Origin of the sequence: Bradyrhizobium sp. 21, assembly GCF_023073335.1 — a bacterium.
Taxonomy (GTDB): domain Bacteria; phylum Pseudomonadota; class Alphaproteobacteria; order Rhizobiales; family Xanthobacteraceae; genus Bradyrhizobium.
The window spans coordinates 221,587-246,673 of the sequence record NZ_JADPJG010000008.1; the positions used below are offsets into that span (position 1 = coordinate 221,587).

Sequence of the window (25,087 nt, forward strand, 5' to 3'; positions counted from 1 at the left end):
AGGCTCCTAGATCGGCACGCTCTGCGGCCGCTTCCACCGCACCCACCAGGCGACGATCAGCCGGGTCATGGTGAAGGCGGTGAATACCGTGGTGATGATGCCGATGCCGAGCGTCACGGCAAAGCCGCGCACCGGGCCGGTGCCGATGTAGAACAGCACCGCGGCGGCAATGAAGGTGGTGATGTTGGAATCGAGAATGGTCGCAAGCGCCCGCTTGAAGCCGGCGTCGATTGCCGAGATCGCGTTGCGGCCGCCGCGCAATTCCTCGCGGATTCGCTCGTAGATCAGCACGTTGGAATCGACCGCAATGCCGACGGTAAGCACGATGCCGGCGATGCCGGGCAGCGTCAGCGTGGCGTTGAGCAGCGACAGCAGGCCGAAGATCATGGCGACGTTGATGGCCACCGCAATGTTGGCGAACACGCCGAACAGCCGGTAGGTCAGCAGCATGAAGATGATGACCAGGATCGAGCCGACGTAAGCCGCAAGCTCACCCTTCTCGATCGAGTCCTGGCCGAGGCCCGGACCGACGGTGCGCTCCTCGACCACCGTGAGCGGCGCCGGCAGCGCGCCGGCGCGCATCAGGATCGCGAGATCGTTGGCGGACTGGACCGTGAAGCTGCCCGAAATCTGTCCCTGCCCGCCCGTGATGGGCTCGTTGATCCTGGGCGCAGAGATCACCTTGTTGTCGAGGACGATCGCGAAGGGCAGTCCAACATTCTCTTGTGTGGCCTGCGCGAACTTGCGCGCGCCCGACGTATTGAACTTGAAGCTGACGACGGGCTCGCTCGTACGCTGGTCGAAGCTCGCCTGGGCATCGATCAGATCGCCACCGGCGACCAGCACCTGCTTCTTGACCACATACGGAGTCGGCGGCGGCGACACGCTCATCAGCAGCTCGGATTCCGGCGGCAACCTGCCCTGTTGCGCCTGATCCGGCGACACGGACACATCGACCATGCGGAATTCCATCTTCGCGGTCTCGCCGAGCAGCTTCTTCAGGCGGGTCGGGTCCTGAAGCCCGGGGACCTGCACCAGGATGCGGTCGTTGCCCTGGCGCTGGATCACGGGCTCGACGGTGCCGAGCTCGTTGACGCGGCGCTCGACGATCTGGATCGATTGCTCGATGGTCTTGCGCATGCGGTCGATCATCGCGGCCTGCGGGACGCTCAGGCGGATCACGCCGCCGCCGGCGTCGGTCACGTCAAGGTCGCGCTGACCGCTGGAGCCCATCAATCCGCCCAGCGGCTGGGACAGCTCGCGCAGCTTGGCGAACGCCGGCTGCACGTCGGTTTCCTTGGTAATGCGAACCTCGGCCGCGTCGTTGCGCACGGTCACGCCGCCGGTGAAGCCGATCTTGGCATCGCGCAGCGTCCGGCGGATGTCGTCGCGGACCTGGTCCAGCCGTTCCTTCTTCACATAGGCGGAATCGACTTCGAGCAGCAAATAGGAGCCGCCCTGAAGATCGAGGCCGAGCACGAGCCGACGCTGCGCCCAGGCGGGCCAGGTCTTGACCTGCGCCTCGGGGAAGAAGTTCGGGACCGCGCAGAGGCACACGATCAGCGCCGTCAGGATAATCCCGAGCGCCTTCCACCGCGTGAAATACAACATCGACTGGACCTGTCAGATCAGGAGATTCTTGAAAGACTCGCGGAAGCGTTCACTTCGACGCGGCGTCGTCCTTGGCGATTTCCTTGGCGCTATCCTTGGATTCCTTGGCCGGCTCGCCCTTGGCGCGCACGCCGGAGACCATCGAGCGCATCTGCCGCACGCGCACGCCATCGGCGATCTCGAACTCGATCTGGTCGTCGTCGACGACCTTGGTGACCTTGCCGACGAGGCCGCCCGAGGTCACCACGGTGTCGCCGCGGCGGATGTTCTTCACGAGATCGGCGTGGTCCTTCACCTTCTTCTGCTGCGGGCGCAGAATCAGGAAGTACATGATCACGAAGATCAGGGCGAACGGCAGCAGCGACATCAACATGCCGTTGGTGTCGCCGGCGCCCGCAGCCTGGGCATACGCAGGGGTAATGAACATTCGGACGATCCTCGTGGAAACGGGGGAAAGCCGGTCAGGCCCTGAGGGCGACCGGCTCGGTCAAATTCGCGCGGACTATAGCGGCCATTGCCCCAATTGCAACGCTGCCAGACCGTCGATTTGGCCACCTTGCGGCGCGCCCTCAGGCCCGATAAGGCTGCATTCTCAGGAACTTCGGACATGCCCCAAAAACCAAGCAAAAGCCCGGCCGGCAAAGGCCCCCGTACCCCTGCCAGGAAGCCCGGTCGCGTCGCGGCAAAACGCCCCACGGCGGCTTCCAAAGCGGCCGCGAAGACACCCTTGGACCTCTCCCAGGAGCGCATCGTTCGCGCGCTGGAGACGATTGCGGCGCATCTCGCCGCCCAGGGCAAGCCGGCCGATGAACGCGAGTCGTTCAAACAAGCGGACGCCTACGTCTGGCACCCGGACGGACGCCTCGCCGGTGTGCCGCGGGTCAGCCGCGTTGAGCTGTTCCTTCTCAAAGGCGTCGATCGGGTGCGCGACATCCTGATAGAGAACACCGAGCGCTTCGCCAACGGCCTGCCCGCCAACAACGCCCTGCTCTGGGGCGCGCGCGGCATGGGCAAGTCGTCGCTGGTGAAGGCGGCGCATGCCAGCATCAATGCGGAGCGCAAACCGGCAAACAAGTTGAAGCTGATTGAGATCCACCGCGAGGACATCGAGAGCCTGCCCGCGCTGATGGAGCAGCTTCGCGCCTCGTCCTTCCGCTTCATCGTGTTCTGCGACGACCTCTCCTTCGACGGCAACGACGCCTCATACAAATCGCTCAAGGCGGTGCTCGAAGGCGGCATCGAGGGCCGGCCCGAGAACGTCATCCTCTACGCCACCTCCAACCGCCGTCATCTGCTGGCGCGCGAGATGATTGAGAACGAGCGCTCGACCGCGATCAATCCCGGCGAAGCTGTCGAGGAGAAGGTCTCGCTGTCGGATCGCTTCGGCCTCTGGCTCGGCTTCCACCGTTGCAGCCAGGAGGAATACCTCGCCATGGTGCGCGGCTATTGCGGCCATTTCGGCGTCAAGGTCGGCGACGACGCGCTGGAGCGCGAGGCACTGGAATGGTCGACGACGCGCGGCTCGCGCTCGGGCCGCGTCGCCTGGCAGTTCGTGCAGGAGCTGGCGGGCCGGCTCGGCGTGAAGCTGGCGGCGACGTAGCGGGAGCTGCCGCTACACTCTGCGCTGTCATTCCCCGCGAAGGCGGGGAATCCAGTACGCCGCGGCTTATCGGCTCAACAATATTTTCTCTGAATGCTGGGTCGCCCGGTCAAGCCGGGCGACGACGGCTTCAGTGCGGAGGCAACCCAGGCCTCACGCCCCGTTCAGGAATTGAAGCGGGTCAACCGGGCTCGATCCCTTGCGGATCTCGAAGTGGAGCTGCGGCGACGCCACCTCCCCGGATTGACCCGATTTGGCAATGACCTGACCGCGCTTGATGGTATCGCCGCGCTTCACCATCAGCTCACTCGCATGGGCATATGCGGTGACGTAGCCGTTGGAGTGCCGAACCAGGACCAGATTGCCATAACCTTTCAGCTCGTTGCCGGAATAGGCGACGACGCCGTCTTCAGCCGCCTTGACCGGCGTACCCTCGGGCACCGCGAGATTGATGCCATCGTTGGACTTGCCATTGGTCTTGGCGCCGTAGCTCGTGACCACCTTGCCGCGCACCGGCCAGCGGAAAGTCGGCAGCGCGCTGGTGGTCTCCGCGGCTTTCGCCGGAGCTTCCGCGGTCTTCTCTTCGACATTGGCCGTGGCTTGCGCCAGACGCGCGCTCTGCACCGGCGCGGCGACGGCCGCCATCCTGGTGGCGGGCGCGGGAGCCGCAGCCACGGGCTGCAGCGTCCCCGCAACCGGAGCAGCCCCGACGGGGGCTGCAGCGACCGGCGCTGCAATGGCAGCGGTCCTTGCACCCGGCACGGTCAGCTTGGCGCCGAGCTTGAGCTTGGCCGACGGAGCGAGGCCGTTGGCACGCGCCAGTTCAGCCGCCGAGATATGGTTCTTGCGGGCGATGCTGACGAGGGTATCGCCGTGGTTGACGAAGTGGGTGCTCGGTGGCGCCGCGACGGCCGCAACCGGCTTCGCAGCAGGCGCCAGCGCCGGAGCTGCGGCAACGGGCGCCATCAGCGGCGCAGGCGCAGCAGCGGTCGCGTTCGGATGCGGGATAATCAACTGCTGACCGGGCGAGAGCGCGCGGGGACCCTTATAGCCGTTCGCAGCGAGGATCGCCTGCGGCGTGACGCGATAACGCTTGGCGAGCAAATCGAGCGTGTCGCTTGTGCCGACGATGATCTTGGTTCCACCGGCCGGCTGGGCGGCTGCGACCGAGCGCGGCGGTACGGTGGCCGTGGTCTCCAGATGCGGCTGCGCCGGGGGCGCGTAGGATCCGACGCCGCGGCCGCCTCCGGACATGCCGCCACCACCCGCGACGGGATAGGATTGCGGTGCGGACACCGCCGGCGGCAAGGGCTGTGACTGATAATAACCGGGCTGCGTCTGCGGCCGCGAATATTGCGGCAGCTCGCGCTGCGGCGGCGGTGCCTGCTGCACCGAACCGGTCGAGTCCTGCGCGAAGGGATTGGAGAAATTCGACTGGGACATGCGCGACGACATGTCGGCGCTGCACCCCGCGAAGCTGAAGGAGATCAGCGCCAGCACCGCAACCTGCGGTACGCGGCGCGAGTAAAGCAACTCGGCGACAACAGACATGGTTACTCACTCGTACGCAACAAAACTGGTCTTTTAAGTAAACACGCGCCGAGTAAATAACGGCTTAACCCTCCCAATAAGATGTTGGCAGCACAGCCGATCCGGAATTCTACAGCTCCCGCGCCACGCCGGGCAGCGCCGGCACGAAGCGGACCTCGACGAGTTCCTTGCGCTCGATCCCGGCTTCGGTCCGGCTCAGGCGGATCAGCGTCTGCACGCCCTGATGCGGGCCGACGGGCGCGATCAGGATGCCGCCCACCTCCAGCCGCTCGACCAGGTTCTCCGGAAGCTGCTCCATCGCGGCGGTGACGATGATGCGGTCGAACGGGCCGATATTGGCAGGCAGATTAAGCCCGTCGCCCAGCATCACCTCGACATTGTGACAGTTGAGCTTTTCAAGCCTGATACGCGCAGCATCCGCAAGCATGCGGTAGCGCTCGACCGTCAACACCTGGCCGGCGAGCCGCGACAGCACCGCGGCCTGGTAGCCCGAGCCGGTGCCGATCTCGAGCACGCGGTGCGTCTTCCGGAGCTGGAGCTGCTCGGTCATATAGGCGACGACGAAGGGCTGGCTGATGGTCTGCCCGCAGGCGATCGGCAGCGCGCTGTCGCGATAGGCGACGTCACGATCGGCCACGTCGACGAACTGCTCGCGCGGCACCTCCTCCATGGTCCGCAGCACCACCTGGTCGCTGATACCCCGACGCCTCAGCGCGAGCTGAAACATCATCTTTTCCGGCGGGTGCTGATGGGAGGTCATTGCCTGCTTGTGCTGTCTAGGGTCGTCCGGGGGCGCCAAGCCCCGGGTTGCGAGAATCCTGTTCCTGCCGAGGAACCCATGATACCCTTCGGATGGCGTATTTGACCACAAATTGGCTTGCAACGGGCGAGCCTCGATGGCCATTTCAGGCATCCGTTCGCCGAAACGCGCATTGCGTCGATTCGTGTTATCTGCGAACGTTTTCCTGATGGGCAAGGACTCTACCATGACCGCCACGGGGCTTTCCGGCCGCTCTGTATTCCTCGTCGAAGACGAGGTGATGATCAGGATGATGGTCGCGGATATGCTCGAGGAGCTCGGCTACAAGATCGCGGCTGAGGCGGGCGACATCACCGAAGCGATGAGGCTCGCCCAGGCGACAGACTTCGACATCGCCATTCTCGACGTCAACGTCAACGGCAAGGTCATCTCGCCGGTCGCCGATGTCATCAAGGCGAAGGGCTGTCCGTTCATCTTCGCCACCGGATACGGCTCGTCGGGCCTGCCCGAGCAGTACCGAGATCGGCCGGCGCTTCAGAAGCCGTTTCAGCTCGACGCGCTCGGCAGGACCATCGAAGCCGCGCTTCGCGGCGGCTAAGCTCAGTTCCAGATCGAACTTCAGCGTCGAACTTACTTCAGCATCGCACCCAGCGCGTCGGAAAACGCTTCGTTGGTACGGTCGAGCCTGAGCGGCGTGACGGAGACGTAGCGTTCGCGCAGCGCCGCCAGATCGGTGCCGTCGGCGGGCGTATCCATCATCGCCGCGCGCTCGAAGCCGATCCAGAAATAGGGATTGCCACGGCCGTCCCTGCGCTCGTCGATCCTGAGGAAGCCGAGATTGCGCTTGCCCTGCCGCGTCACGCGAATGCCGAGCACATCCTCCGGCGCGCAGGACGGAAAATTGACGTTGATGACGGTCTCCTTCGGGATGCCCGCCGCAATCACCTTGCGCAGGATGTCGGGCCCGAATTTGCGCGCGGTGTCCCACGGCGGCCGCTCGCGCGTCTCGACGCTGAATTCCTGCGACAGCGCGAACGACGGAATGCCCAGGATGGTGCCCTCCAGCGCGCCGGCGATAGTGCCGGAATAGACCACGTCCTCGGCGACGTTGCGGCCCTTGTTGACGCCGGACAGCACGACATCGGGCAGCTTGGCGCCGAGGATATGGCGCGCGCCCATGATGACGCAGTCGGTCGGCGTGCCGCGCACGGCGAAGTGCCGCGGGCCGACTTCGCGCAGGCGCAGGGGATCGTTCAGCGACAGCGAATGCGACACGCCGGACTGGTCGAGCTCGGGCGCGACCACCCAGACATCGTCGGACAGCGCCTGTGCGATCTCCTCCACGACCTTGAGGCCGGGGGCGTGAATACCGTCGTCATTGGTGCAGAGAATGCGCATGCGAAAGGCCGATTCCTGAAACGGGTCTGAGCCGTCTTATCCGGCTGGGGCCGATCAGGCAAACCGGCCGGGCCGGCGGCAGGTCCCTTGCCTGGTTCTTTGCCTGGTCCCGTTAGCGGCGAATGCGCCATTGCGGCAGAAAGCGCGCCAACCGGCCCTCCGCATGCAACTTCATCGCCGGCACGGCTGGGCTCACGATTGGAGCCTCGATGACGCCGAGCGCCGCCAGCTGTGCGACCAACGGGTCCGCCACCGCCGCCTGCGGAAAGCGTTCGCGTGCGACCGTCAGCGCCATGTCGAAATCGGCTGCATTGACGCCGGGCTTGGCCCGCCGGCTCTGCACGAGCTCATCGTTCCAGAGCCGCGCAATCTCGATGTCGAGCACGCCACGCAGCCGCTGATCGACCGCCTGGATGCCGGCACCCGTCACCGCCCATTGTCTGCCGACCCAGAAGATGTCGCTGTGCAAGGCCATGAACGATGGGTTCGCGTTGTCGGGTAGCCGGCAGGATAACCGGCCGCCCGATCTTCGCAACCAAACGTTTCTGCGTTTCAGGCGAGCAACGCGCCCCTAGTCGCGCGCGACCACCTTGAGGCCGCCCATATAGGGTTGCAGCACGCTGGGGACAGCGATCGAGCCGTCCTCCTGCTGATAGGTCTCCATCACGGCGATCAGCGCACGGCCGAGCGCGGTGCCGGAGCCGTTCAGCGTGTGCACAAAGCGTGGCTTGCCATCGGGACCGCGCGAGCGTGCGTCCATGCGGCGGGCCTGGAAATCGCCGCAGACAGAGCAGCTCGAGATCTCGCGGAACGCGCCGCCCTCGCCCTGCCCGGGCATCCAGACTTCTATGTCATAGGTTTTTTGCGACGAGAAACCCATATCACCGGTGCACAGCGTCATCACGCGGTAATGCAGGTCGAGCCGGCGCAGCACTTCCTCGGCACAGGCGAGCATGCGCTCGTGCTCGTCCTTGCTGGTCTCGGGCGTCGTGATCGACACCAGCTCGACCTTGGTGAATTGGTGCTGGCGGATCATGCCGCGGGTGTCGCGCCCGGCGGCGCCGGCCTCCGCGCGAAAGCACGGCGTCAGCGCCGTCAGCCGCATCGGCAGCTGCTTCTCGTCGAGAATGGATTCGCGGACGAGGTTGGTGAGAGCCACCTCCGCCGTCGGAATGATGCCGAGACGCTCGGTCTGCAAGCGCTCGCGGTCGGGTGCGGCGAGCAATTCGCCCCTGATCGCCCAGAACTGATCGTCCTCGAATTTCGGCAATTGTCCCGTGCCGAACATAATCTCGTTGCGCACCAGCAGCGGGGGATTGATCTCCGTATAGCCGTGCTCGTCGATGTGAAGATTCAGCATGAACTGGCCGAGCGCGCGTTCGAGTCGCGCCAGCCCCTTCTTCAGCACGACGAAGCGCGCGCCGGACAGCTTTGCCGCCGTCTCGAAATCCATGTCACCGAGCGCGCCGCCAAGATCGTCATGGGGTTGTGGCGCAAACGCGTAGTTGCGCCGGCTGCCGAAGATATGGCGCTGTACATTGCCATGTTCGTCGACGCCGTCGGGCACCTCGCCGAGCGGCAGATTGGGAATTGCGGACAGCTCTTTCATGAGCTCTTCGTCAGCGGCCTTCGCGGCGGCTTCGAGCTCCGGCATCGTGGTCTTGAGCTCGGCGACCTCCGCCATCAGCTTGGCCGCGCGAGCCTCGTCCTTGGCCTTCTTGGCGTCGCCGATTTCTTTCGAGGCCGCATTGCGCCGCGCCTGTGCCTGTTCGGAGGCCAGGATCGCCGCGCGCCGCTTTTCGTCGATCGCGAGCAGCGACGCCGACAACGGCTTCAGGCCCCGCCGGGCGAGGCCCGCGTCGAATGCTTGAGGATTGTCGCGGATCGATTTGATGTCGTGCATGGCGGTGGTCCTGGATCAGCGCGTAAGCAGTCAACGTCGAATGTTGACAGTTTACATCAGCGCGTCTCCTAGCACGGCTGTCATCGTCCGCGAAAGCGGGCGATCCAGTATTCCAGAGACGGCGCTGATTCCTCGATAGGCCGCGGCGTACTGGATTCCCCGCTTTCGCGGGGAATGACACCGGTGTTGTGGCCGCCCTACTCCGCCGGCGTCGACACGTCGGTGCCGGTGGCGGCCTTCGATGCCGCGGCCTTCTTCTCCACAATCGCCACCGCGATGATCGAGCCCTCATAGAGCGCCAGCAAGGGGATCGCGAGCGAGCACTGGCTGAGCACGTCGGGCGGCGTCAGCACGGCCGCGATGACGAAGGCGATCACGATGAAATAGCGGCGCTTCTCGCGCAGCATTTTTGCCGAGACGATTCCGATCCGGCCCAGAAGCGTGAGGATCACCGGAAGCTGGAAGGCGATACCGAAAGCGAAGATCAGCGACATCATCAGCGATAGATATTCGCCGACCTTGGGCAACAGCTGGATCTGCGCGGTCTCGTCGCTGCCGGCCTGCTGCATGCCGAGCGAGAAGCGGACCAGCATCGGCAGCACCACGAAATAGACCAGCGCCGATCCCAGCACGAAGAAAAAGGGCGTCGCGACCAGATACGGTACGAAGGCGTTCTTCTCGTGCTTGTAGAGGCCCGGCGCGACGAATTTGTAGATCTGGGTCGCGACGATGGGGAAGGAGATGAAGCCCGCGCCAAACAGCGCGAGCTTGAGCTGGGTGATGAAATATTCCAGCAGCGCCGTGTAGATGAACTTGGAGTTCTCCGGCCCTGCCACCCACACGAACGGCCAGACCAACACGTTGTAGATCTGCTTGGCGAAGAAGAAGCAGAGGATGAAGGCCACGCCAAATCCGAGCAGCGCCTTGATCAGCCGCGAACGCAGCTCGATCAAATGGTCCATCAGAGGGGCTTTGCTGGCCTCGATATCGGCGGCGCTCATGACGCTTTGGCGTCCTTGATCGCCTCGCCCGGCGCAGTGTCCTGAGTAACCGAACCTTGCGCAGCCTGCGCCGGCTCGACCTCACGGGTGATGGCGAGCGGCTCGTTCACAGCCGCATGCGCCTCGGCTTCCACGAAGGTTTCCGGAGCCGGCGGTTCAGGACTTGTCGGAGTGACCGGCGGTTCGACAGCAGCGGTCGTCGACGTCTCGGCCGGCTTGTCCAGCGCATCGACGCGAAGCGCGTCGCTGACGTCCTTCTGCAGCGAGGTCATCAGATTGTTGCCGGCAAAGCCGGAAGCCGCTTCCTTGACCTCGTCGAAGCTCTTCTTGAGATCGGCCATTTCGGCCTCGCGCATCGCTTCCTGGAACTGGCCCTGGAATTCGGCGGCCATCTTGCGCGCCTTGCCCATCCACTGTCCGACCATGCGCAGCACGCCCGGCAGCTCTTTCGGGCCGATGGCGATCAGGGCCACGACCCCGATCAGAACCAGTTCACTCCACCCGATGTCGAACATGAGGTCTTCCGTTCACGCCAGCCGCAGCCGGCCCAATCCCTCGCGCGCAGGATCGGGGCCGCTACCCGCGTCTCGCGTGCTCTCTGGCTCAGACGGCCTTGCTGCCGACGTCGGACCGTGCCGCGGTCGGTGCGGCTGTGTGCTCGATGGACTTGGCCGGCTCCGGCTTGTCGGCGACCTTGTCGTCGTCCTGCATGCCCTTCTTGAATGCCTTGATGCCCTGCGCGACGTCGCCCATCAGATCCGAAATCTTGCCGCGGCCGAACAGCAGCAGGACCACTGCGATCACCAGGATCCAGTGCCAAATGCTCAGTGAACCCATCCTGCAACCCTCCAAACGCGCATGGCCGGGGACCGGCCGATCTTCACCGAAACCTAGGCTTGGCAGGTGTCAAAAACAAGGACCAAGGCAGCGCCAATTCGCTGTTGGCACTACGTAATCTTGCTAGTGTTAACTGGTCGCAGGGCGCCGGTAAAAGGCCGGGACGTCAGTCCTCGCTGCCGCCCTCGCCACCCTCATTGCCGCCTTCCGGCGGCGTCTCGGGCTCGACCGCAGGCGCCAGCGCGAGATCGAGGTCCTCGCCCGGTTCCAGCGGGTCCTCGTCCTCACGCAATGTCGGATCATCCGACGGCGTCGGCACGCTGAATCCGGTCGGCAGGCGCGAATCCAGCAGGCCCGTGCCCTTGAGCTCCTCCAGGCCCGGCAGATCGCCGAGCTGTTCCAGGGTGAACTGCGACAGGAAGTCCTCGGTGGTTCCGAAGGTCAAGGGACGGCCCGGCGACTTGCGACGGCCGCGCGGCTTGATCCAGCCGGTTTCCAGCAGCACGTCCAGCGTGCCCTTCGAAGTCACGACGCCGCGGATCTCCTCGATCTCGGCACGCGTCACCGGCTGGTGATAGGCGATGATGGCCAGCACCTCGATCGCAGCGCGCGACAGACGACGGGTCTCGGTGCTCTCCCGCGTCATCAGCCAGGCGAGATCGCCCGCGGTGCGGAAGGTCCATTTGTTGGCGACCCGCACGAGATTGACGCCGCGCAAGGAATAGTCAGCCTGCAACTGCTCGAGCGCGGCCTTCACGTCCACACCCTCGGGCATGCGTTTGGCCAGCGTCGCGGTGTCCAGCGGTTCATTCGAAGCGAACAGCAGCGCTTCCAGCAGCCGCAATTCTTCGGGCCGTGCCTGGGACTCGTTCTCCATCGGCTCGGCCTCTTCTACCCGCACTTCAGCCAGGCTTGCCATGGCAGATTCTCCTTGTTGCACTTAAGCGACCGGCGCATCGGGCGCAGGAGCTGCGTCCATGACCGGCTTGGGGCGCCCCTTCCGGAAATAGATGGGCGCAAACGCCTCTTTCTGATTCAGCTCGAGCTGACCTTCGCGCACCAGTTCGAGCGCAGCAGCGAAACTCGAGGCGAGCACCGTCGCGCGCTGCGTCGGATCAGCGACGTGCCGGAGCAGATAGTCGTCGAGCACGCCCCAATCGTCCTGCTCGGTGATGCTGCCGACCAGCCGCTCCAGCGTGGCGCGCGCCTCGGCGAGCGACCACACCGTGCGCTTGGCCAGATGCACGCTCGCCAGCACCCGCGACTGGCGCTGCGAGGCATAGGCGGTGAGCAGGTCGTACAGCGTCGCGGTGTATTTCGGATGCTTGATCTCGGCGATCTGCTCGGGCTCACCACGCGGGAAGATGTCGCGCAGCAATTGCTGCCTGTTCATCAACCGGTTGGCGGCTTCGCGAATGGCCTCCAGCCGGCGCAGGCGGTTGGCGAGCGCCGTCGCCATCTGCTCCGCGCTCGGGCCTTCCGCGCTCGGCGGCTCCGGCAGCAGCAGGCGCGATTTCAGGAAGGCGAGCCAGGCCGCCATCACGAGATAGTCGGCAGCAAGCTCGAGCCGGATCTTTCGCGCGGCTTCGATGAAGTGGAGATATTGGTCGGCGAGCGCCAGGATCGAGATCTTGGCGAGATCGACCTTCTGCTGCCGCGCGAGTGCGAGCAGCAGGTCGAGCGGCCCCTCATAGCCCTCGACGTCCACCACCAACGCCGGCTCACCCTCGGCGAGCTCTGCGGGCCGCCCGGTTTCAAACGATAGGATTTCTGCGGTCATGCGGATGCCGTGTTTGCCCGTGCGATCAATGCGTCCAGTTCGGCGCGTGCGGCCGCGCGGTCGAGCGGCTGTGGTCGTTTACGCGCCGCGAGCGCGGCGTTCGCCCGCTCCAGCGCCCTGCCCGCCAATTCGGGTGTCTGGCCGGCGACCTCGCGCATCTCCTCGATGTTGCCGTTGCAGTGCAGGGCCATGTCGCAGCCGGCCGCGAAGATGGCGCGGGTCCGCTCGGCGATATTCCCCGATAGCGCGTTCATCGACACGTCATCACTCATTAACAAACCCTGGAACCCGATCGCGCCGCGAATCACCTCAGCGATCATTGTCGCAGATGTCGTCGCCGGATGGGCGGGGTCGACCGCGCTAAACACAACATGTGCAGTCATGGCCATCGGCAAATCCGCCAGCGGCTTGAATGCCGCAAAGTCGGTGCGGTCGAGTTCGTCTCTCGGGGTATCGACCGTCGGCAGCTTGAAATGGGTATCGGCGGTGGCCCGGCCATGGCCGGGAATGTGCTTGAGGACCGGCAGCGCGCCGCCCTCCTCCAGGCCCTCGGTGACCGCGCGGGCGATCGCCGCGACCTTGCCTGGTTCGGTGCCGTAGGCCCGGTTCCCAATGACGCCGTCGGCGCCCGCCACCGGCACGTCGGCCAGCGGCAAGCAATCCACGGTAATGCCGAGATCGGCAAGATCGGCCGCGATCAGCCGGGCGCTGAGGCGCGCTGCGGCCAGCCCGAGCGCCGAATCAGTGTCGTACAAAGTCGAGAAAATTGCGCCCGCCGGGTAGGCCGGCCAGTGCGGCGGTCCCAGCCGCTGCACCCGTCCACCCTCTTGGTCGATCAGGACAGGAGCATCAGCGGCGCCTGCAACCGCCCGCAATTCCGCAACGAGTGCAGCAACTTGCGCCGGCGTCTCGACATTGCGCTTGAAGAGGATGAAGCCCCATGGGCGTTCGCCGCGGATAAACTCCCGCTCTGCGGCGGTCAGTTCCGTTCCGGATACGCCGGTAATGAAGGCCCGCGTGCTCATAAGGGCCGATTAACCCTGCCCCGCGAGGGGGTCAAGGAAACGGCCGTTAATTCCTCTGGATGAAGCAGGTCGGCAGGCCAGCAGACTTCAGGCTGTTGCAGGCCTGTGTCGCTTCCTCGGCCGAGCCATAGGGCCCGGCGAAGGCGCGATAGACGACCCCCTTGCCCTTGTCGGTGAGATCGACCCGCTTGATCACCGGCGAGCGCGATCCAAGCACGCTGCCATATTTGCTCTGAAGCACCCGGTAGGAAGCGTGAGCGCTATCCTCTGTTTGCTGCGAGGAGACCTGGACGACGTAGCCGCCGCCGCTGCTCGCAGGTGCAATCTGTGTCGGATTCGTCGCAGCCATCCGCTGCGGGGGCTCAGCCGTCGGGGCGGATTGCGGCGCCAGCGAGAGCGGCTGGTTGGCGCTGGCATTGGCCGATGTCGGCGGCGTGCGCGGCGCGGCCGGTGCGGCTACGGGCTTCGGCGCAGTTGCCGGCTTGGCTCCAGCCGATTGCGGCGTGGAGCTATCGGTCTGATCACCCTTCACGGCCACGGTCCTGATCGGGCGCGGCGAATTGTTCGGCAGCGTACCGTTGCTCGGAACAGGCCCCGCACTCGACGCCGGAATATTGGACGGCGACACGCTCGCAACCGTCGGCGGGTTCGCATTCTGGTTCAGCGGCGGGAACACCACACGGGGACCTCCCGCCTTGGCGTTGACGTCGACGGGCGCTTCCTCGCGCGGCACGATCTTCTCGGTGCCATCACCGGTGACCATGCGGTCCGGCACCTTGGCCGAGGGGTCCGACGGCGCCGGCACGACCTTGGTCGGCGTGTTGTCGGCCTTGATGATCGGCGGCTCGCCGCTGCGGGGCGTGCCCACATAGGTCTTGTAGGCGAAGGCAGCGCCGGTCCCGACCACGGCAAGCGCCAGGATCGCTGCGACCGTCATCATGCCGCCGCGCGCCTTCTTGGGTTCATCGAGATCAGCTTCAGGATAGTCGCTCTGGAACGCGTAGGGATCGTCCGGATAGGCGGGATCGCGCTGGTAGTCCTGCTCGCCAGCTTCCAGCCGTCCGTAGAGCGCATCGTCGTAGCGCGCCGGATCGGGCTGCTGATACGGCTCCTGATAGGCTTGCGGCTGGGGAGCCTGATCGTGCTGCTGGTAGGTCTGATCCTGGTAAGCCTGATCGTGATAGGCCTGATCTTGATAGGCGTGATCCTGATAGGCCTGCGGCTGATGAAAATCAGGCTCGGGCGCGGTCGGCTGGGCTGAATAACGATGCAACGGATGAACCGGGTTTACGGAAACGGGATAGTCAGGCTCGGGAGCTGGCGCCGGCTGCGGCTGCACATTGGCCCGTCGCATCCATGAGGGTGGCGCCGGCGCTGCCGGCTCGGCGTAATCCTGCTGGTAGTCGTCCTGTTGGTGATCGTCTTCCTGATAACCCTGCGCAGGCGGTGTCGGCGCGTGCGTGGCGGGCCGCCCCTGCGCTGCAAACGGATCGGTCTGTCCGATCAGGCGCGCCAGTTCGGCCAAGGGATCATTTTCCGCTTTCCCATGCTGGTTGCCACCGCGACCGTAGTCGTCGGAGGGAAACGGTCTGTCCTGATATCGTTCGGCCATCGTGATGATGCGTCCCTTCGGGAAAGCCGCGCGCCCCTCGACCAAGGCACGGCCTTCGACCCACAAGGCTTTCAACCAAGTCTAAGCGGTCCGGCTTCTGCCGGTTACCCCCAAAAATTCCCCTTAAGTAGTTCGCCCCAAACTACCGCATCTCGTCCGGAGCATGGACGCCGAGGATGGCGAGGCCCGATGCCAGGACAGAGACGACGCCCTGGACCATGGCCAGCCGCGCCTTCGTTAGATCTGCATCATTATTGATAATGAAGCGTAAATAGGGCAAATCGCGCCCCTTCGTCCAAAGTGCATGAAATTCGCTGGCTAAATCATAGAGATAGAAGGCAATTCGGTGCGGCTCGTGGGCCGCCGCGGCAGCTTCCAGCATGCGTGGAAATATTGCGAGGCGCCTGAGAAGATCAAGCTCCACCGGGTCCGACAGCCGTTCCACTGCCGACTCACTGAGCCAGGCGATGCGCTTCTCCGCCTCCTCCGGGAGCTCCGGGAACACCTCGGCCCGCGCATTGCGGAAGATCGAGTGGCCGCGGGCGTGGCCGTACTGAACGTAGAACACCGGGTTGTCCCGCGACTGTTCCATGACCTTGGCAAGGTCGAAATCGAGCACCGCATCGTTCTTGCGGTAGAGCATCATGAAGCGGACGGCGTCTTGGCCGACTTCATCCACCACCTCACGCAAGGTGACGAAGTCCCCGCTTCGCTTGGACATTTTCACCGGCTCGCCATTGCGCAACAGCTTCACGAGCTGGACGATCTTGACGTCGAGCGCGGCTTTGCCGGCGGTCACGGCCTTCACCGCCGCCTGCATGCGCTTGATGTAGCCGCCATGGTCGGCGCCCCAGACGTCGATCATTTCGGCAAAACCACGGTCGAACTTGTTCTTGTGGTAGGCGATGTCAGAGGCGAAGTAGGTATAGGAATTGTCCGACTTGATCAGCGGACGATCGACGTCGTCGCCATAGGCGGTTGCCTTGAACAGCAATTGCTCGCGGTCCTCCCAATCCTCGATCGGCGCGCCCTTCGGCGGCGGCACGCGCCCCTCATAGATGTCGCCCTTTTCGCGCAGGAAATCGATGGTCTCGGCGACCTTGTTGTTGCCGGCGTCCAGCAGCGAGCGCTCCGAGAAGAATACGTCGTGGCGGATGTTCAGCGCGCCGAGATCGCCCTTGATCTCGTCCATCATCATGGCGATGGCTTTGGCCCGCACGATCGGCAGCCATGCGGCCTCGCTCATCGCGCGCAGCTTGTCGCCGTGCTCCTTCGCCAGCGCTTCGCCCACCGGCTTCAGATAGTCGCCGGGATAGAGCCCCTCGGGGATGGCGCCGATGTCCTCGCCGAGCGCTTCGCGATACCTGAGGAACGCCGAGCGCGCGAGCACGTCGACCTGGGCACCGGCATCGTTGATGTAATATTCGCGCGTGACGTCACGGCCCGCGAACTCAAGCAAGCTCGACAGGGCGTCGCCGAACACGGCGCCGCGGCAATGGCCGACATGCATAGGACCGGTCGGATTGGCCGAGACGTATTCGACATTGACCTTGGCGCCGCCGCGGACGCGGCCGTAATCGGCGCCTTCGCGCAGCACCGTTCGCAATGCCTCGGCCCAGGCGGCCGGCTGCAGCGTCAAATTGATGAAACCGGGACCGGCGATGTCGACCTTGGCGATGAGCGCATCCGCGCGCAGCCGCTCGGCGATCTGCTCGGCGAGATCGCGCGGCTTGGCCTTTGCCTCTTTCGCAAGCACCATGGCGGCGTTGGTCGCCATGTCGCCGTGGGAGGCGTCACGCGGCGGCTCGACCACCACGCGCGAAAAATCGATGCCCTCGGGCCAGCTGGCGTCCGCCGCGAGCGCGCGGCAGGTTGCGTGCACGCGTGCGAGCACGTCGGCGAACAAATGCGGTGCTGAGGGTGTGTCGGGCATGGGCGCCGCCTAACGCAAATCCGGGGTCGAGTCAAAGAGCCGCTGGTGCTCGGTCAGGGCGAAACGGTCGGTCATTCCGGCAATGAAATTACCGATCCGGCGAGCCCGGTCGCCCTCATTGTCCGCCTCCGCCCCGACCAGCCATTCCGGCGGCAGCTCGCTCGGGGATTTCAGGTATTTCGCGAACAGGTCGAACAGGATCTGTTCCGCCTCCCCCATCACCCGCATCACCCGCTTGTGGCGGTACATGTGCTGGTAGAGAAAGCGCTTGATGGCGGCCTCCTCCTCGGCGACTTCAGGCGGGAATGCAATCAGCGCCCGGCTCTGCTGGCGGACGTCCTGGGCCGATTGCGGTTTCACGGCGGCGAGGTTCCTCTCAGCCTCGGCGAACACCGCGCCGATCAGGTGCGAGATCAGCTCACGCACGAGTTCGGCTCCGCGCCTGAAATCTTCGAGGTCGGGGTAATGCGCCGAGGTCTCGGCGATGATCTCCGCGGTCAGCGGCATCACCTTGAGGTCGTCGAGGTGAAACAGGCCGGCGCGCAGGCCGTCGTCGATGTCGTGGGCGTCATAAGCGATGTCGTCGGCGATCGCTGCGACCTGTGCTTCGAGCGAAGCAAAACTCCACAATTCGAGATCGTAGGTCTTGATGTAGTCGGCGATGCCGACCGGAATGCCGTGCTCGCGATAGCGCCCGACCGGCGCTCCGTTGCGGTCGGTCAGCGGGCCGTTGTGCTTGACGATCCCCTCCAGCGACTCCCAGGTCAGGTTCAACCCGTCGAAATCCGGGTAGCGGTGCTCCAGCGCCGCGACGACGCGCAGCGTCTGGGCGTTGTGATCGAAGCCGCCAAAATCCTTCAGGCAGGCGTCCAGCGCCCGCTCGCCGGCATGCCCGAAGGGCGGATGGCCGAGATCATGGGCGAGCGCCAGTGTCTCCGTGAGGTCCTCGTCCAGCCCGAGTTGCCGGGCCAGCGCGCGGGCGATCTGCGCCACCTCCAGCGAATGGGTCAGCCGGGTGCGGTAGTGGTCGCCCTCGTGGAACACGAACACCTGGGTCTTGTACTTCAGGCGGCGGAACGCGGTGGAATGGATCACCCGGTCGCAATCCCGCCGGAACGGGCTGCGGGTCCGGCTCGGCGGCTCAGCGACCAGCCGGCCGCGGCTGCGGTCGGGGTCGCAGGCATAGGGCGCATGGGGGGCAGCCATTCCGACGGACACGGCGAATTTAGTCCCTATCCATTTGATTCTGCGTATGGTGACACTTAACTATGACGGGCGCGGGATACCAATTGAATTGGGTATAACGCGGGACTATCGGAGACGGGCTATGACGACTGACGTGACGACGACTGACGTGACCATCAGTGACCGCGCCGCACGCCGGATTGGGGAGATCCTCAAGGGCGAAGGCACAGGCGCGATGCTGCGCATCTCCGTCGAGGGCGGCGGCTGCTCCGGTTTCCAGTACAAGTTCGACATCGACCGCGCCCGCACCGACGACGATCTCGTGATCGAGCAGAACAATGCGGTGGTGCTGGTCGATTCCGCCTCGCAGCCGTTCCTGGCGGGGTCGCAGGTCGATTTCGTCGACGATCTGATCGGCGCCTCGTTCCGCGTCAACAATCCCAACGCGACGGCGTCCTGCGGCTGCGGGACCAGCTTCTCGATCTAAGCGCTTACGTGCCGGTGATCTGCCTTTCCTCGTCCGTCCAGTCCACCTCGACCGGCATCTGCTCGGGCTGAAGAGGTGCGTCCTCCAATACCACGACGTGGCCGTCCAGCGCGCGCAGCAAGGCCGAAGCCAGCGCCGGCTTGCGCAGCGGCTTTGCCAGGAAGTCCGACATGCCGGCTTCGCGGCAGATCTTGACGTCTTCGGGGAAGGCGTTGGCGGTCAGCGCGATGATCGGCAGGGCTTCAAAACGCCCGCCTTGCGCACGGATCGCACGGGTGGCGGCAAGGCCGTCCATCTCAGGCATCCGCACGTCCATCAGCACAACATCGTAATCACCCTCGGAAACCGCGTCGACGGCTTCGACGCCGTCGGTCACGACGCGCAGCTCGACGTCGAAGGCACCCAACATCTTGCTCACGACCATGCGGTTGACGGCATCGTCCTCTGCGACCAGCACCTTCAACGGGCGGTCGCGCTCGGCGATACGGACCTTGAGCTCGTCGGCTTCGTCGCGGTCTGCAGTCTGGTCGGACGCCTGCGCCTGGCTCCAGGGCAGCACCAGCGTGAAGCGGAAAGTCGAGCCCTCGCCCGGCGTCGAGGTGACGCCGATGGTGCCGCCCATCTGCTCGATGATGCGCCGGGAGATCGCCAGGCCCAGCCCGGTGCCGCCGAAGCGGCGGCTGATCGAGGCATCAGCCTGCGCGAAGTCGGAGAAGAGCTGGCCGAGCTTCTCAGGGGCGATGCCGATGCCGCTGTCGGTCACGCTCCATTCGACGGTGGCCAGTAGATCGCGGCGCGCCTGGCAGACGGCCGAGATCGTCACCTCGCCTGCGTCGGTGAATTTCACCGCGTTGGAAGCGAGATTGAGCAGCACCTGGCGGATGCGCGCCACGTCGCCGCGCAGCGTCGGCGGCAGGTTCGGATCGAGCTCGACCCTGAACGCGAGCCCCTTGTTCTTGGCGCTCGCGCGCACGACGGTCGCGACCGCATCGACCAGCGCCTGCGGGGCGAAGTCGATCACCTCGAACGCGAAGCGTCCGGCCTCCAGCTTGGAGAGGTCGAGGATGTCGTTGAGGATGCGCTGGAGATTGTCACCGGACTCGCGGATCGTGGTAACAGCCTCATGCTGCTCCGGATCGAGCTTCGTTTCCAGCAACATGCTGGCGAGCCCGAGCACGCCGTTCATGGGCGTACGGATCTCGTGGCTCATCACCGCCAGGAAGTCGGACTTGGCGCGGCTCTCGGCCTCGGCCTTTTCAGCGCGCCAGCGCTCGGTGACATCGCGGCCGAAGCCGCGATAGCCGAGGAAGTGACCACCGCGATCATAGGCCGGCTTCGCGGTGAGCGACCACAGCCGCGCCTCGCCGCCGGCAACGACCTTGAGGTTCATCTCGTGCAGCGGCTCGGCGTGCTCCATCAGGCCGACGATGTTGTAGGCCGCGCTCTTGTCCTCAGGACAGAGCATGTCGAGCACGTCGGCGAAATGCGATCCCTTCAGCAGTGGCAGCGGCAGTTGCGCGACGGCGGCGAAGCGTTCGGGCACGTCGACCAGATGCCCCTCGGCATCGGTCTGCCACAGCCAGTCGCTGGCGTTCTCCTGAAAATCCTTCAGCAGCAGCGAGATGATCTCGGTCTGGCGCTCGAGCTCGAGCTGGGCCTTGAGATTGCCGAGGAACAGATTGCCTTGCGAGACGATGTTGCGCGCCATGAAGAACGCGAACAGCAGCAAGAACACCGCGGTCACGAGGTAAGGCCCGGTGCCGCACAACAGCAACGCACCGACGCAGGCGACCGTCGTCGTCGCGAGATAGACGAGGCCGGCGCGCGGGAAGGTCGAGAGCGTGAAGGCGCCACCGGACATCATGCCGACCATCAGGCAGGCCAGAATGAGCTGGCTGGTCGGCTCGATGCGGCTGAACAGAGCGAGCGGCAGCGCGCCCCAGATCGCGGCGAGGAAAAATGCCTGTCGCAGCATCTGCCGCGCGGCGCGCGCGGTCACCTCTTGTGGCGGGTTCTGATGCGACCGCCGCCACGCGCGCACCGCGAGCGAGGCGGTGGCGGCAAGCGTCATGCCCCAGATCGCGAGAAAGTCGTTCCAGCCCCTGCCCCAGAACAGGACCAACACGACCGCGACATTGAGCATGGTCACGGCCATCGTCACCGGGATCAGCCGGGTCACGGCGTCGATCTGCTTGGCGCGGATGCGACGCAGCTCGCGCTCGCTGAGATCGGCGGTCAGCCCGTCCTCGATCTCGAAGCCCCCGAGCCAGTACAGGAACGCGCCGACCAGGCCGTCGCGCGGCTCCGTTCGCTTCATGGATTTGTCCGGCCATCCCATTCGAAAAACCTTTCAGTATCAATGGCCCAGGCCCGGCTTAAGCCAGGTTAATATTGTGGGAGATTTTGCGGCCGTCTTGACGGGCGCGTTTGCAGTTTGTTCTAACGGGGCCCCCGCCTGGAGCTTCCCCAAATGCCGATCAGAGTAGCCACCTGGAACGTGAACTCGGTCCGCCAGCGGATCGACCTGCTGCTGACGTGGCTGAAGGAGTGCCAGCCGGACATCGTCTGCCTGCAGGAGATCAAATGCGTCGACGAGGCCTTCCCGCGGCTGGAGATCGAGGCGCTCGGCTACAACGTGGTCACGCACGGGCAGAAGACGTTCAACGGTGTCGCCCTGCTCTCCAAGCTCCGGTTCGACGAGACCAAGTCGGGGCTGGCCGGCGATGACGAGGACGCCCATGCCCGCTTCCTCGAAGGCGTGGTGACGCTCAAGTCCGGCGTGCTGCGCATCGCCTGCCTCTATCTGCCCAATGGCAACCCGGTCGGGACCGAGAAATATCCCTACAAGCTCAAATGGATGTCGCGGCTTCTTGAGTATTCGAAGGAGCGCCTTAAGACCGAGGAACCGCTGATCCTCGCAGGCGACTTCAACGTCATCCCGCATGCCCGCGACGTGCATAATCCCGCCGCCTGGACCGAGGACGCCCTGTTCAAGCCCGAGACGCGGGAGAGCTTCCAGTCCCTGCTCGGCCTCGGCCTGACCGATGCGCTGCGGGCCGTCACCGACGAGCCCGGGCTCTACACCTTCTGGGACTACCAGGCCGGCGCCTGGCAGAAAAACCATGGCCTGCGGATCGACCATCTGCTGCTGTCGCCACAGGCCAGCGACCGGCTCGCCAATGTCGGCATCGACAGCTATGTGCGGGCCTGGGAGAAGCCGTCGGACCACGTGCCGGTGTGGGCGGATCTGGATCTCGAGGCGGCGTGAGGCCGCCTCAGCCCATCACTCCCGGCGGGTTCCTACTCGCGACGCCCCTGCACCCACTGCTCCAGCATTTGCAGGCACATGGCGCGGTCGTCGTCGGAGGATTTTGCGAAGGCGCGGTTGTAGTTTTCCTTGATCCAGGTCTCGTCGCTGCCTGCGCTGTCACGGGCCAGCGTCAGCCACATCAGACCGCGCGCGGCCTGCCGCGGCAGGCGGTCGCCGTTGAACAGCATCTGGCCGAGCAGCGCCTGGGCCTCGTGCTGGCCCTTCTGCGCGGCGAGCCCAAGCCAGCGCGCGCCATAGCGGAAATCCTCCCGCGAGGCGTCCGGCGTCTTCAGATACAGGCGGGCGAGATCGTATTGCGCATCCGCGTTGCCGAAATAGGACGCCGCATAGGAGAACATTTCCCGCGCCCGTTCCTGGTCCGGCTTGACCTTCGAATTCGGGATGCCGCTCAGATAATAGCGGCCGAGCGCGACGAAGGCGTTGGCGACGATCTGCGCCTGCGGCGCCGACGGGCTATCCTCGGCATGCGCGTTGGCGATACGGCTGAAATACTCGAAGGCGCGCACGTCGTCCTGGGCGACGCCGTCGCCATTGGCGTACATGCGGCCGAGCTTCCATTGCGCGATGGGATGGCCACCCTCGGCGGCATATTGCAGGGCGCTGAGCGAGGTTTCCTGGGTCACGACCGCCGGCGGCACGTTACGCACCTTGCCCGCGGCGCCCGGCAAGGTCGTCACCACCGGGATGGTCGCATCCTTCGGGCTGACGGGCGCGCCGTCGAAGGCGAGCGCCGGCGCAGCCAGCGCGGTAGCCCCCAACACAAACGCAACGATGGTACGCCTAGATGTCCGCATAACACTGTTTCTCGTACGCGCCGCCCGGATGGGTCACTGCCCCCCCGACCGCTGGTCCAACCTGCTGAGCATATTTCCAGAGCGCGCCCGTCGTGTGGTTAGTCGCGCGAGCGCTCCATTTGGTCTTGCGCTGGGCAAGCTCCTGGTCGCTCAATTTTACGTCAAGGGTGCCGGCGACCGCGTCGATCTCGATGATGTCGCCGTCCTCGAGCAGGCCGATCGGGCCGCCGATAGCGGCTTCCGGCCCGACATGGCCGATGCAGAAGCCACGCGTGGCGCCGGAGAAGCGGCCGTCGGTGATGAGCGCGATCTTGCCGCCCATGCCCTGGCCGGTCAGCGCCGCGGTGGTCTGGAGCATTTCCCGCATGCCGGGACCGCCCTTCGGCCCCTCGTAGCGGATCACGATGACTTCGCCTTCGCGGTAGGTGCGCTTCTGGACGGCCTCGAAAGCATCCTCCTCGCGGTCGAAGCACCTGGCCGGACCGGTAAACCTGAGGTTGGACATTCCCGCGACTTTCACGATCGCACCTTCTGGCGCCAGATTGCCCTTCAGACCGACCACGCCGCCGGTGACGGTGATGGGTTTGTCTGCCGGGTGCACCACGTCCTGGTGCGAATTCCATTTCACGCTTTTGAGGTTTTCGGCGATCGTTCGACCGGTGACGGTGATGCAGTCACCGTGGAGAAATCCGTTGTCGAGCAGCGTCTTCATCAGAAGCGGTATGCCACCTACTTCAAACATGTCTTTGGCGACATAACGGCCGCCTGGCTTCAAATCCGCGACATATGGTGTCTTTTTGAAGATTTCGGCGACGTCGAACAGGTCGAACTTGATGCCGGCCTCATGCGCGATCGCCGGCAGGTGCAGTGCAGCATTGGTCGAGCCGCCGGACGCGGCGACCACGGCGGCCGCATTCTCCAACGCCTGGCGGGTAACGATGTCGCGCGGCCGGAGATTTTGGGCGATCAGGTCCATGACCTGCTCGCCTGCGGTCATGCAGAAGGCGTCGCGAATTTCATACGGTGCCGGGGCACCAGCCGAGTAAGGCAGCGCTAGGCCGATCGCCTCGGAGACCGTCGCCATCGTGTTGGCGGTGAACTGCGCGCCGCAGGCGCCCGCCGAGGGGCACGCGACGCGCTCGATCTCGTCGAGGTCCTCATCCGACATGGCACCGACCGAGTGCTTGCCGACGGCTTCGAACATGTCCTGCACGGTGACTTGCTGCCCCCGGAAATTGCCGGGCAGGATCGAGCCGCCGTAGATGAAGATCGAGGGGACGTTGAGGCGGACCATCGCCATCATCATGCCCGGCAGCGACTTGTCGCAGCCGGCGAGGCCAACGAGGGCGTCGTAGGCGTGGCCGCGCATGGTCAGCTCGACGGAATCGGCGATGCATTCGCGCGACGGCAGCGACGAGCGCATGCCGTCATGGCCCATGGCGATGCCGTCGGTGACGGTGATGGTGCAGAATTCCCGCGGCGTGCCGCCGGCGGATGCGACGCCCTTCTTCACGGCCTGCGCCTGGCGCATCAGGGAGATGTTGCAGGGCGCGGCCTCGTTCCAGCACGAGGCGACGCCGACGAAGGGCTGGTGGATCTGCGCGGTGGTCAGACCCATGGCGTAGAGGTAGGAGCGATGGGGCGCGCGCGCAGGGCCTTCCGTCACGTGACGGCTTGGCAGCCTCTGCTTGATGTCGGTCTTCGCGTCCATCGCAAACCAGTTTCCCGGCCAACCCTTTCAGACCCGAAAAATCAGAGCCAAGATTTGAATCGACCTTGGGATTTCCCGTCGCCTTCCAGGACCACCGCTGCCGCTAAAACATTTGAATGATTTTATTCATGTTCGGGTGTGGCTAAATAGCGGCGCCGATGCGAACGGACAGAGATGAGGGTTAAATCCGGGATGAGTGTTGCATGGACGGCACAATCGTGGCCCGAAGGTCACGGAAAAGCCTACGGTAATACCCACGCCGGGAAGACAATCCACAGCCTCGGGTCCTTCAGCACGCGCCGCGCACCTCACTTCGGGTCCATGACGACGCGCAGCTCAGGTGAGTCGGCGCCTTATCGCCCATGACGCTGCGCTGCGTCCGGGGCACGCGAGCGACGTGAGACGCTCGCTCTCTCCACATCGTCTTTGCGAGCGCAGTGAAACAATCCAGAATCTTTCCGCGGCAACAGTCTGGATTGCTTCGCTGCGCTCGCAATGATTCGTAGGATGGGTAGAGCGAAAGCGAAACCCATCGCACTCATGATGGGTTTCGCAAGGGCTCTACCCA

23 protein-coding genes are annotated in these 25,087 nt (G+C 64.9%); 4 read left to right on the top strand and 19 right to left on the bottom strand.

The window, feature by feature from the left end; genetic code table 11:
* Window positions 1-6 precede the first annotated feature (6 nt).
* Both secD and yajC read right to left on the bottom strand, forming a co-directional pair.
* On the bottom strand, window positions 7-1,611 hold the full coding sequence (gene secD / locus IVB31_RS12970; RefSeq protein ID WP_247322600.1) for a protein translocase subunit SecD: 1,605 nt from the start codon (window positions 1,609-1,611) through the stop codon (window positions 7-9).
* A gap of 49 nt (window positions 1,612-1,660) precedes the next feature.
* Window positions 1,661-2,038, bottom strand: coding sequence for a preprotein translocase subunit YajC (gene yajC, locus IVB31_RS12975; RefSeq protein ID WP_247322602.1), 378 nt, complete (start codon window positions 2,036-2,038; stop codon window positions 1,661-1,663).
* 180 nt (window positions 2,039-2,218) lie between these two features.
* Between yajC and IVB31_RS12980 the strand changes: the two genes are divergently transcribed.
* Window positions 2,219-3,211 carry an ATP-binding protein gene (locus IVB31_RS12980; RefSeq protein ID WP_247322605.1) on the top strand — a complete coding sequence of 331 codons (993 nt, stop codon included), beginning with the start codon at window positions 2,219-2,221 and terminating at the stop codon, window positions 3,209-3,211.
* A gap of 153 nt (window positions 3,212-3,364) precedes the next feature.
* Here IVB31_RS12980 and IVB31_RS12985 read toward each other — a convergent pair whose 3' ends face one another.
* Window positions 3,365-4,762 carry a LysM peptidoglycan-binding domain-containing M23 family metallopeptidase gene (locus IVB31_RS12985; RefSeq protein ID WP_247322607.1) on the bottom strand — a complete coding sequence of 466 codons (1,398 nt, stop codon included), beginning with the start codon at window positions 4,760-4,762 and terminating at the stop codon, window positions 3,365-3,367.
* Between the two features lie 109 nt (window positions 4,763-4,871).
* Entirely contained in the window at window positions 4,872-5,522 is a 651-nt protein-coding gene (locus IVB31_RS12990) for a protein-L-isoaspartate(D-aspartate) O-methyltransferase (RefSeq protein WP_247322610.1), read from the bottom strand.
* A 226-nt stretch (window positions 5,523-5,748) separates the two neighbouring features.
* Here IVB31_RS12990 and IVB31_RS12995 point away from each other — a divergent pair, with 226 nt between their 5' ends.
* Entirely contained in the window at window positions 5,749-6,120 is a 372-nt protein-coding gene (locus IVB31_RS12995; protein WP_247322612.1) for a response regulator, read from the top strand.
* A gap of 32 nt (window positions 6,121-6,152) precedes the next feature.
* Here the strand turns inward: IVB31_RS12995 and surE are convergent, their stop codons facing one another.
* The 12 genes from surE to IVB31_RS13055 form a co-directional block, all read right to left on the bottom strand.
* The gene (surE, locus tag IVB31_RS13000; protein ID WP_247322624.1) at window positions 6,153-6,920 is read right to left on the bottom strand and encodes a 5'/3'-nucleotidase SurE; all 768 of its coding nucleotides are present in this window, start codon (window positions 6,918-6,920) and stop codon (window positions 6,153-6,155) included.
* A 112-nt stretch (window positions 6,921-7,032) separates the two neighbouring features.
* Complete coding sequence (locus tag IVB31_RS13005) at window positions 7,033-7,395, bottom strand: hypothetical protein (RefSeq protein ID WP_247322626.1); 363 nt, start codon at window positions 7,393-7,395, stop codon at window positions 7,033-7,035.
* 96 nt (window positions 7,396-7,491) lie between these two features.
* Window positions 7,492-8,823, bottom strand: coding sequence for a serine--tRNA ligase (gene serS / locus IVB31_RS13010; protein ID WP_247322628.1), 1,332 nt, complete (start codon window positions 8,821-8,823; stop codon window positions 7,492-7,494).
* Between the two features lie 197 nt (window positions 8,824-9,020).
* Window positions 9,021-9,824 (bottom strand): twin-arginine translocase subunit TatC, encoded by an 804-nt coding sequence (gene tatC, locus IVB31_RS13015; RefSeq protein ID WP_247322630.1) that lies wholly within the window; start codon window positions 9,822-9,824, stop codon window positions 9,021-9,023.
* Window positions 9,821-10,339: a Sec-independent protein translocase protein TatB gene (gene tatB / locus IVB31_RS13020; RefSeq protein ID WP_247322632.1), complete on the bottom strand. Its 519-nt coding sequence runs from the start codon at window positions 10,337-10,339 to the stop codon at window positions 9,821-9,823. The genes tatC and tatB overlap by 4 nt, the downstream gene beginning before the upstream one ends.
* Window positions 10,340-10,427: 88 nt before the next feature.
* Window positions 10,428-10,661, bottom strand: coding sequence for a twin-arginine translocase TatA/TatE family subunit (locus IVB31_RS13025; RefSeq protein ID WP_143845580.1), 234 nt, complete (start codon window positions 10,659-10,661; stop codon window positions 10,428-10,430).
* Between the two features lie 166 nt (window positions 10,662-10,827).
* Complete coding sequence (gene scpB / locus IVB31_RS13030) at window positions 10,828-11,580, bottom strand: SMC-Scp complex subunit ScpB (protein ID WP_247322634.1); 753 nt, start codon at window positions 11,578-11,580, stop codon at window positions 10,828-10,830.
* Between the two features lie 21 nt (window positions 11,581-11,601).
* Complete coding sequence (locus IVB31_RS13035) at window positions 11,602-12,441, bottom strand: ScpA family protein (protein ID WP_247322636.1); 840 nt, start codon at window positions 12,439-12,441, stop codon at window positions 11,602-11,604.
* Window positions 12,438-13,466: a beta-N-acetylhexosaminidase gene (gene nagZ / locus IVB31_RS13040; RefSeq protein ID WP_247322638.1), complete on the bottom strand. Its 1,029-nt coding sequence runs from the start codon at window positions 13,464-13,466 to the stop codon at window positions 12,438-12,440. The genes IVB31_RS13035 and nagZ overlap by 4 nt, the downstream gene beginning before the upstream one ends.
* Window positions 13,467-13,512: 46 nt before the next feature.
* Complete coding sequence (locus IVB31_RS13045) at window positions 13,513-15,078, bottom strand: SPOR domain-containing protein (protein ID WP_247322678.1); 1,566 nt, start codon at window positions 15,076-15,078, stop codon at window positions 13,513-13,515.
* Between the two features lie 142 nt (window positions 15,079-15,220).
* Window positions 15,221-17,011 (bottom strand): arginine--tRNA ligase, encoded by a 1,791-nt coding sequence (gene argS, locus IVB31_RS13050; protein ID WP_247322640.1) that lies wholly within the window; start codon window positions 17,009-17,011, stop codon window positions 15,221-15,223.
* A 9-nt stretch (window positions 17,012-17,020) separates the two neighbouring features.
* On the bottom strand, window positions 17,021-18,217 hold the full coding sequence (locus IVB31_RS13055) for a deoxyguanosinetriphosphate triphosphohydrolase (RefSeq protein WP_247322642.1): 1,197 nt from the start codon (window positions 18,215-18,217) through the stop codon (window positions 17,021-17,023).
* Between the two features lie 121 nt (window positions 18,218-18,338).
* Here IVB31_RS13055 and erpA point away from each other — a divergent pair, with 121 nt between their 5' ends.
* The gene (gene erpA / locus IVB31_RS13060) at window positions 18,339-18,683 is read left to right on the top strand and encodes an iron-sulfur cluster insertion protein ErpA (RefSeq protein ID WP_247322644.1); all 345 of its coding nucleotides are present in this window, start codon (window positions 18,339-18,341) and stop codon (window positions 18,681-18,683) included.
* Between the two features lie 4 nt (window positions 18,684-18,687).
* On the opposite strand, the gene IVB31_RS13065 is transcribed toward erpA, so the two are convergent.
* Window positions 18,688-21,021, bottom strand: coding sequence for an ATP-binding protein (locus IVB31_RS13065; RefSeq protein WP_247322646.1), 2,334 nt, complete (start codon window positions 21,019-21,021; stop codon window positions 18,688-18,690).
* Between the two features lie 132 nt (window positions 21,022-21,153).
* Here IVB31_RS13065 and xth point away from each other — a divergent pair, with 132 nt between their 5' ends.
* Window positions 21,154-21,951: an exodeoxyribonuclease III gene (gene xth, locus IVB31_RS13070; protein ID WP_247322648.1), complete on the top strand. Its 798-nt coding sequence runs from the start codon at window positions 21,154-21,156 to the stop codon at window positions 21,949-21,951.
* Window positions 21,952-21,983: 32 nt separating this feature from the next.
* Here xth and IVB31_RS13075 read toward each other — a convergent pair whose 3' ends face one another.
* Window positions 21,984-22,808, bottom strand: a complete 825-nt coding sequence (locus tag IVB31_RS13075) for a tetratricopeptide repeat protein (RefSeq protein ID WP_247322651.1) — start codon at window positions 22,806-22,808, stop codon at window positions 21,984-21,986.
* Window positions 22,795-24,519, bottom strand: coding sequence for a dihydroxy-acid dehydratase (gene ilvD, locus IVB31_RS13080; protein ID WP_247322653.1), 1,725 nt, complete (start codon window positions 24,517-24,519; stop codon window positions 22,795-22,797). Before ilvD ends, IVB31_RS13075 begins: the two co-directional genes overlap by 14 nt.
* Window positions 24,520-25,087: the final 568 nt, after the last annotated feature.

Bases quoted from the DNA above. Each gene is read 5' to 3' on its own strand.
- scpB (WP_247322634.1), bottom strand. From the start codon at position 11,580: ATGGCAAGCCTGGCTGAAGTGCGGGTAGAAGAGGCCGAGCCGATGGAG.
- secD (WP_247322600.1), bottom strand. From the start codon at position 1,611: ATGTTGTATTTCACGCGGTGGAAGGCGCTCGGGATTATCCTGACGGCG.
- IVB31_RS13065 (WP_247322646.1), bottom strand. From the start codon at position 21,021: ATGGGATGGCCGGACAAATCCATGAAGCGAACGGAGCCGCGCGACGGC.
- xth (WP_247322648.1), top strand. From the start codon at position 21,154: ATGCCGATCAGAGTAGCCACCTGGAACGTGAACTCGGTCCGCCAGCGG.
- IVB31_RS12990 (WP_247322610.1), bottom strand. From the start codon at position 5,522: ATGACCTCCCATCAGCACCCGCCGGAAAAGATGATGTTTCAGCTCGCG.
- IVB31_RS12985 (WP_247322607.1), bottom strand. From the start codon at position 4,762: ATGTCTGTTGTCGCCGAGTTGCTTTACTCGCGCCGCGTACCGCAGGTT.
- tatB (WP_247322632.1), bottom strand. From the start codon at position 10,339: ATGTTCGACATCGGGTGGAGTGAACTGGTTCTGATCGGGGTCGTGGCC.
- IVB31_RS13005 (WP_247322626.1), bottom strand. From the start codon at position 7,395: ATGGCCTTGCACAGCGACATCTTCTGGGTCGGCAGACAATGGGCGGTG.
- IVB31_RS12995 (WP_247322612.1), top strand. From the start codon at position 5,749: ATGACCGCCACGGGGCTTTCCGGCCGCTCTGTATTCCTCGTCGAAGAC.
- tatC (WP_247322630.1), bottom strand. From the start codon at position 9,824: ATGAGCGCCGCCGATATCGAGGCCAGCAAAGCCCCTCTGATGGACCAT.
- IVB31_RS13045 (WP_247322678.1), bottom strand. From the start codon at position 15,078: ATGGCCGAACGATATCAGGACAGACCGTTTCCCTCCGACGACTACGGT.
- nagZ (WP_247322638.1), bottom strand. From the start codon at position 13,466: ATGAGCACGCGGGCCTTCATTACCGGCGTATCCGGAACGGAACTGACC.
- IVB31_RS13025 (WP_143845580.1), bottom strand. From the start codon at position 10,661: ATGGGTTCACTGAGCATTTGGCACTGGATCCTGGTGATCGCAGTGGTC.
- surE (WP_247322624.1), bottom strand. From the start codon at position 6,920: ATGCGCATTCTCTGCACCAATGACGACGGTATTCACGCCCCCGGCCTC.
- IVB31_RS13055 (WP_247322642.1), bottom strand. From the start codon at position 18,217: ATGGCTGCCCCCCATGCGCCCTATGCCTGCGACCCCGACCGCAGCCGC.
- yajC (WP_247322602.1), bottom strand. From the start codon at position 2,038: ATGTTCATTACCCCTGCGTATGCCCAGGCTGCGGGCGCCGGCGACACC.
- IVB31_RS12980 (WP_247322605.1), top strand. From the start codon at position 2,219: ATGCCCCAAAAACCAAGCAAAAGCCCGGCCGGCAAAGGCCCCCGTACC.
- argS (WP_247322640.1), bottom strand. From the start codon at position 17,011: ATGCCCGACACACCCTCAGCACCGCATTTGTTCGCCGACGTGCTCGCA.
- IVB31_RS13075 (WP_247322651.1), bottom strand. From the start codon at position 22,808: ATGCGGACATCTAGGCGTACCATCGTTGCGTTTGTGTTGGGGGCTACC.
- IVB31_RS13035 (WP_247322636.1), bottom strand. From the start codon at position 12,441: ATGACCGCAGAAATCCTATCGTTTGAAACCGGGCGGCCCGCAGAGCTC.
- erpA (WP_247322644.1), top strand. From the start codon at position 18,339: ATGACGACTGACGTGACGACGACTGACGTGACCATCAGTGACCGCGCC.
- ilvD (WP_247322653.1), bottom strand. From the start codon at position 24,519: ATGGACGCGAAGACCGACATCAAGCAGAGGCTGCCAAGCCGTCACGTG.
- serS (WP_247322628.1), bottom strand. From the start codon at position 8,823: ATGCACGACATCAAATCGATCCGCGACAATCCTCAAGCATTCGACGCG.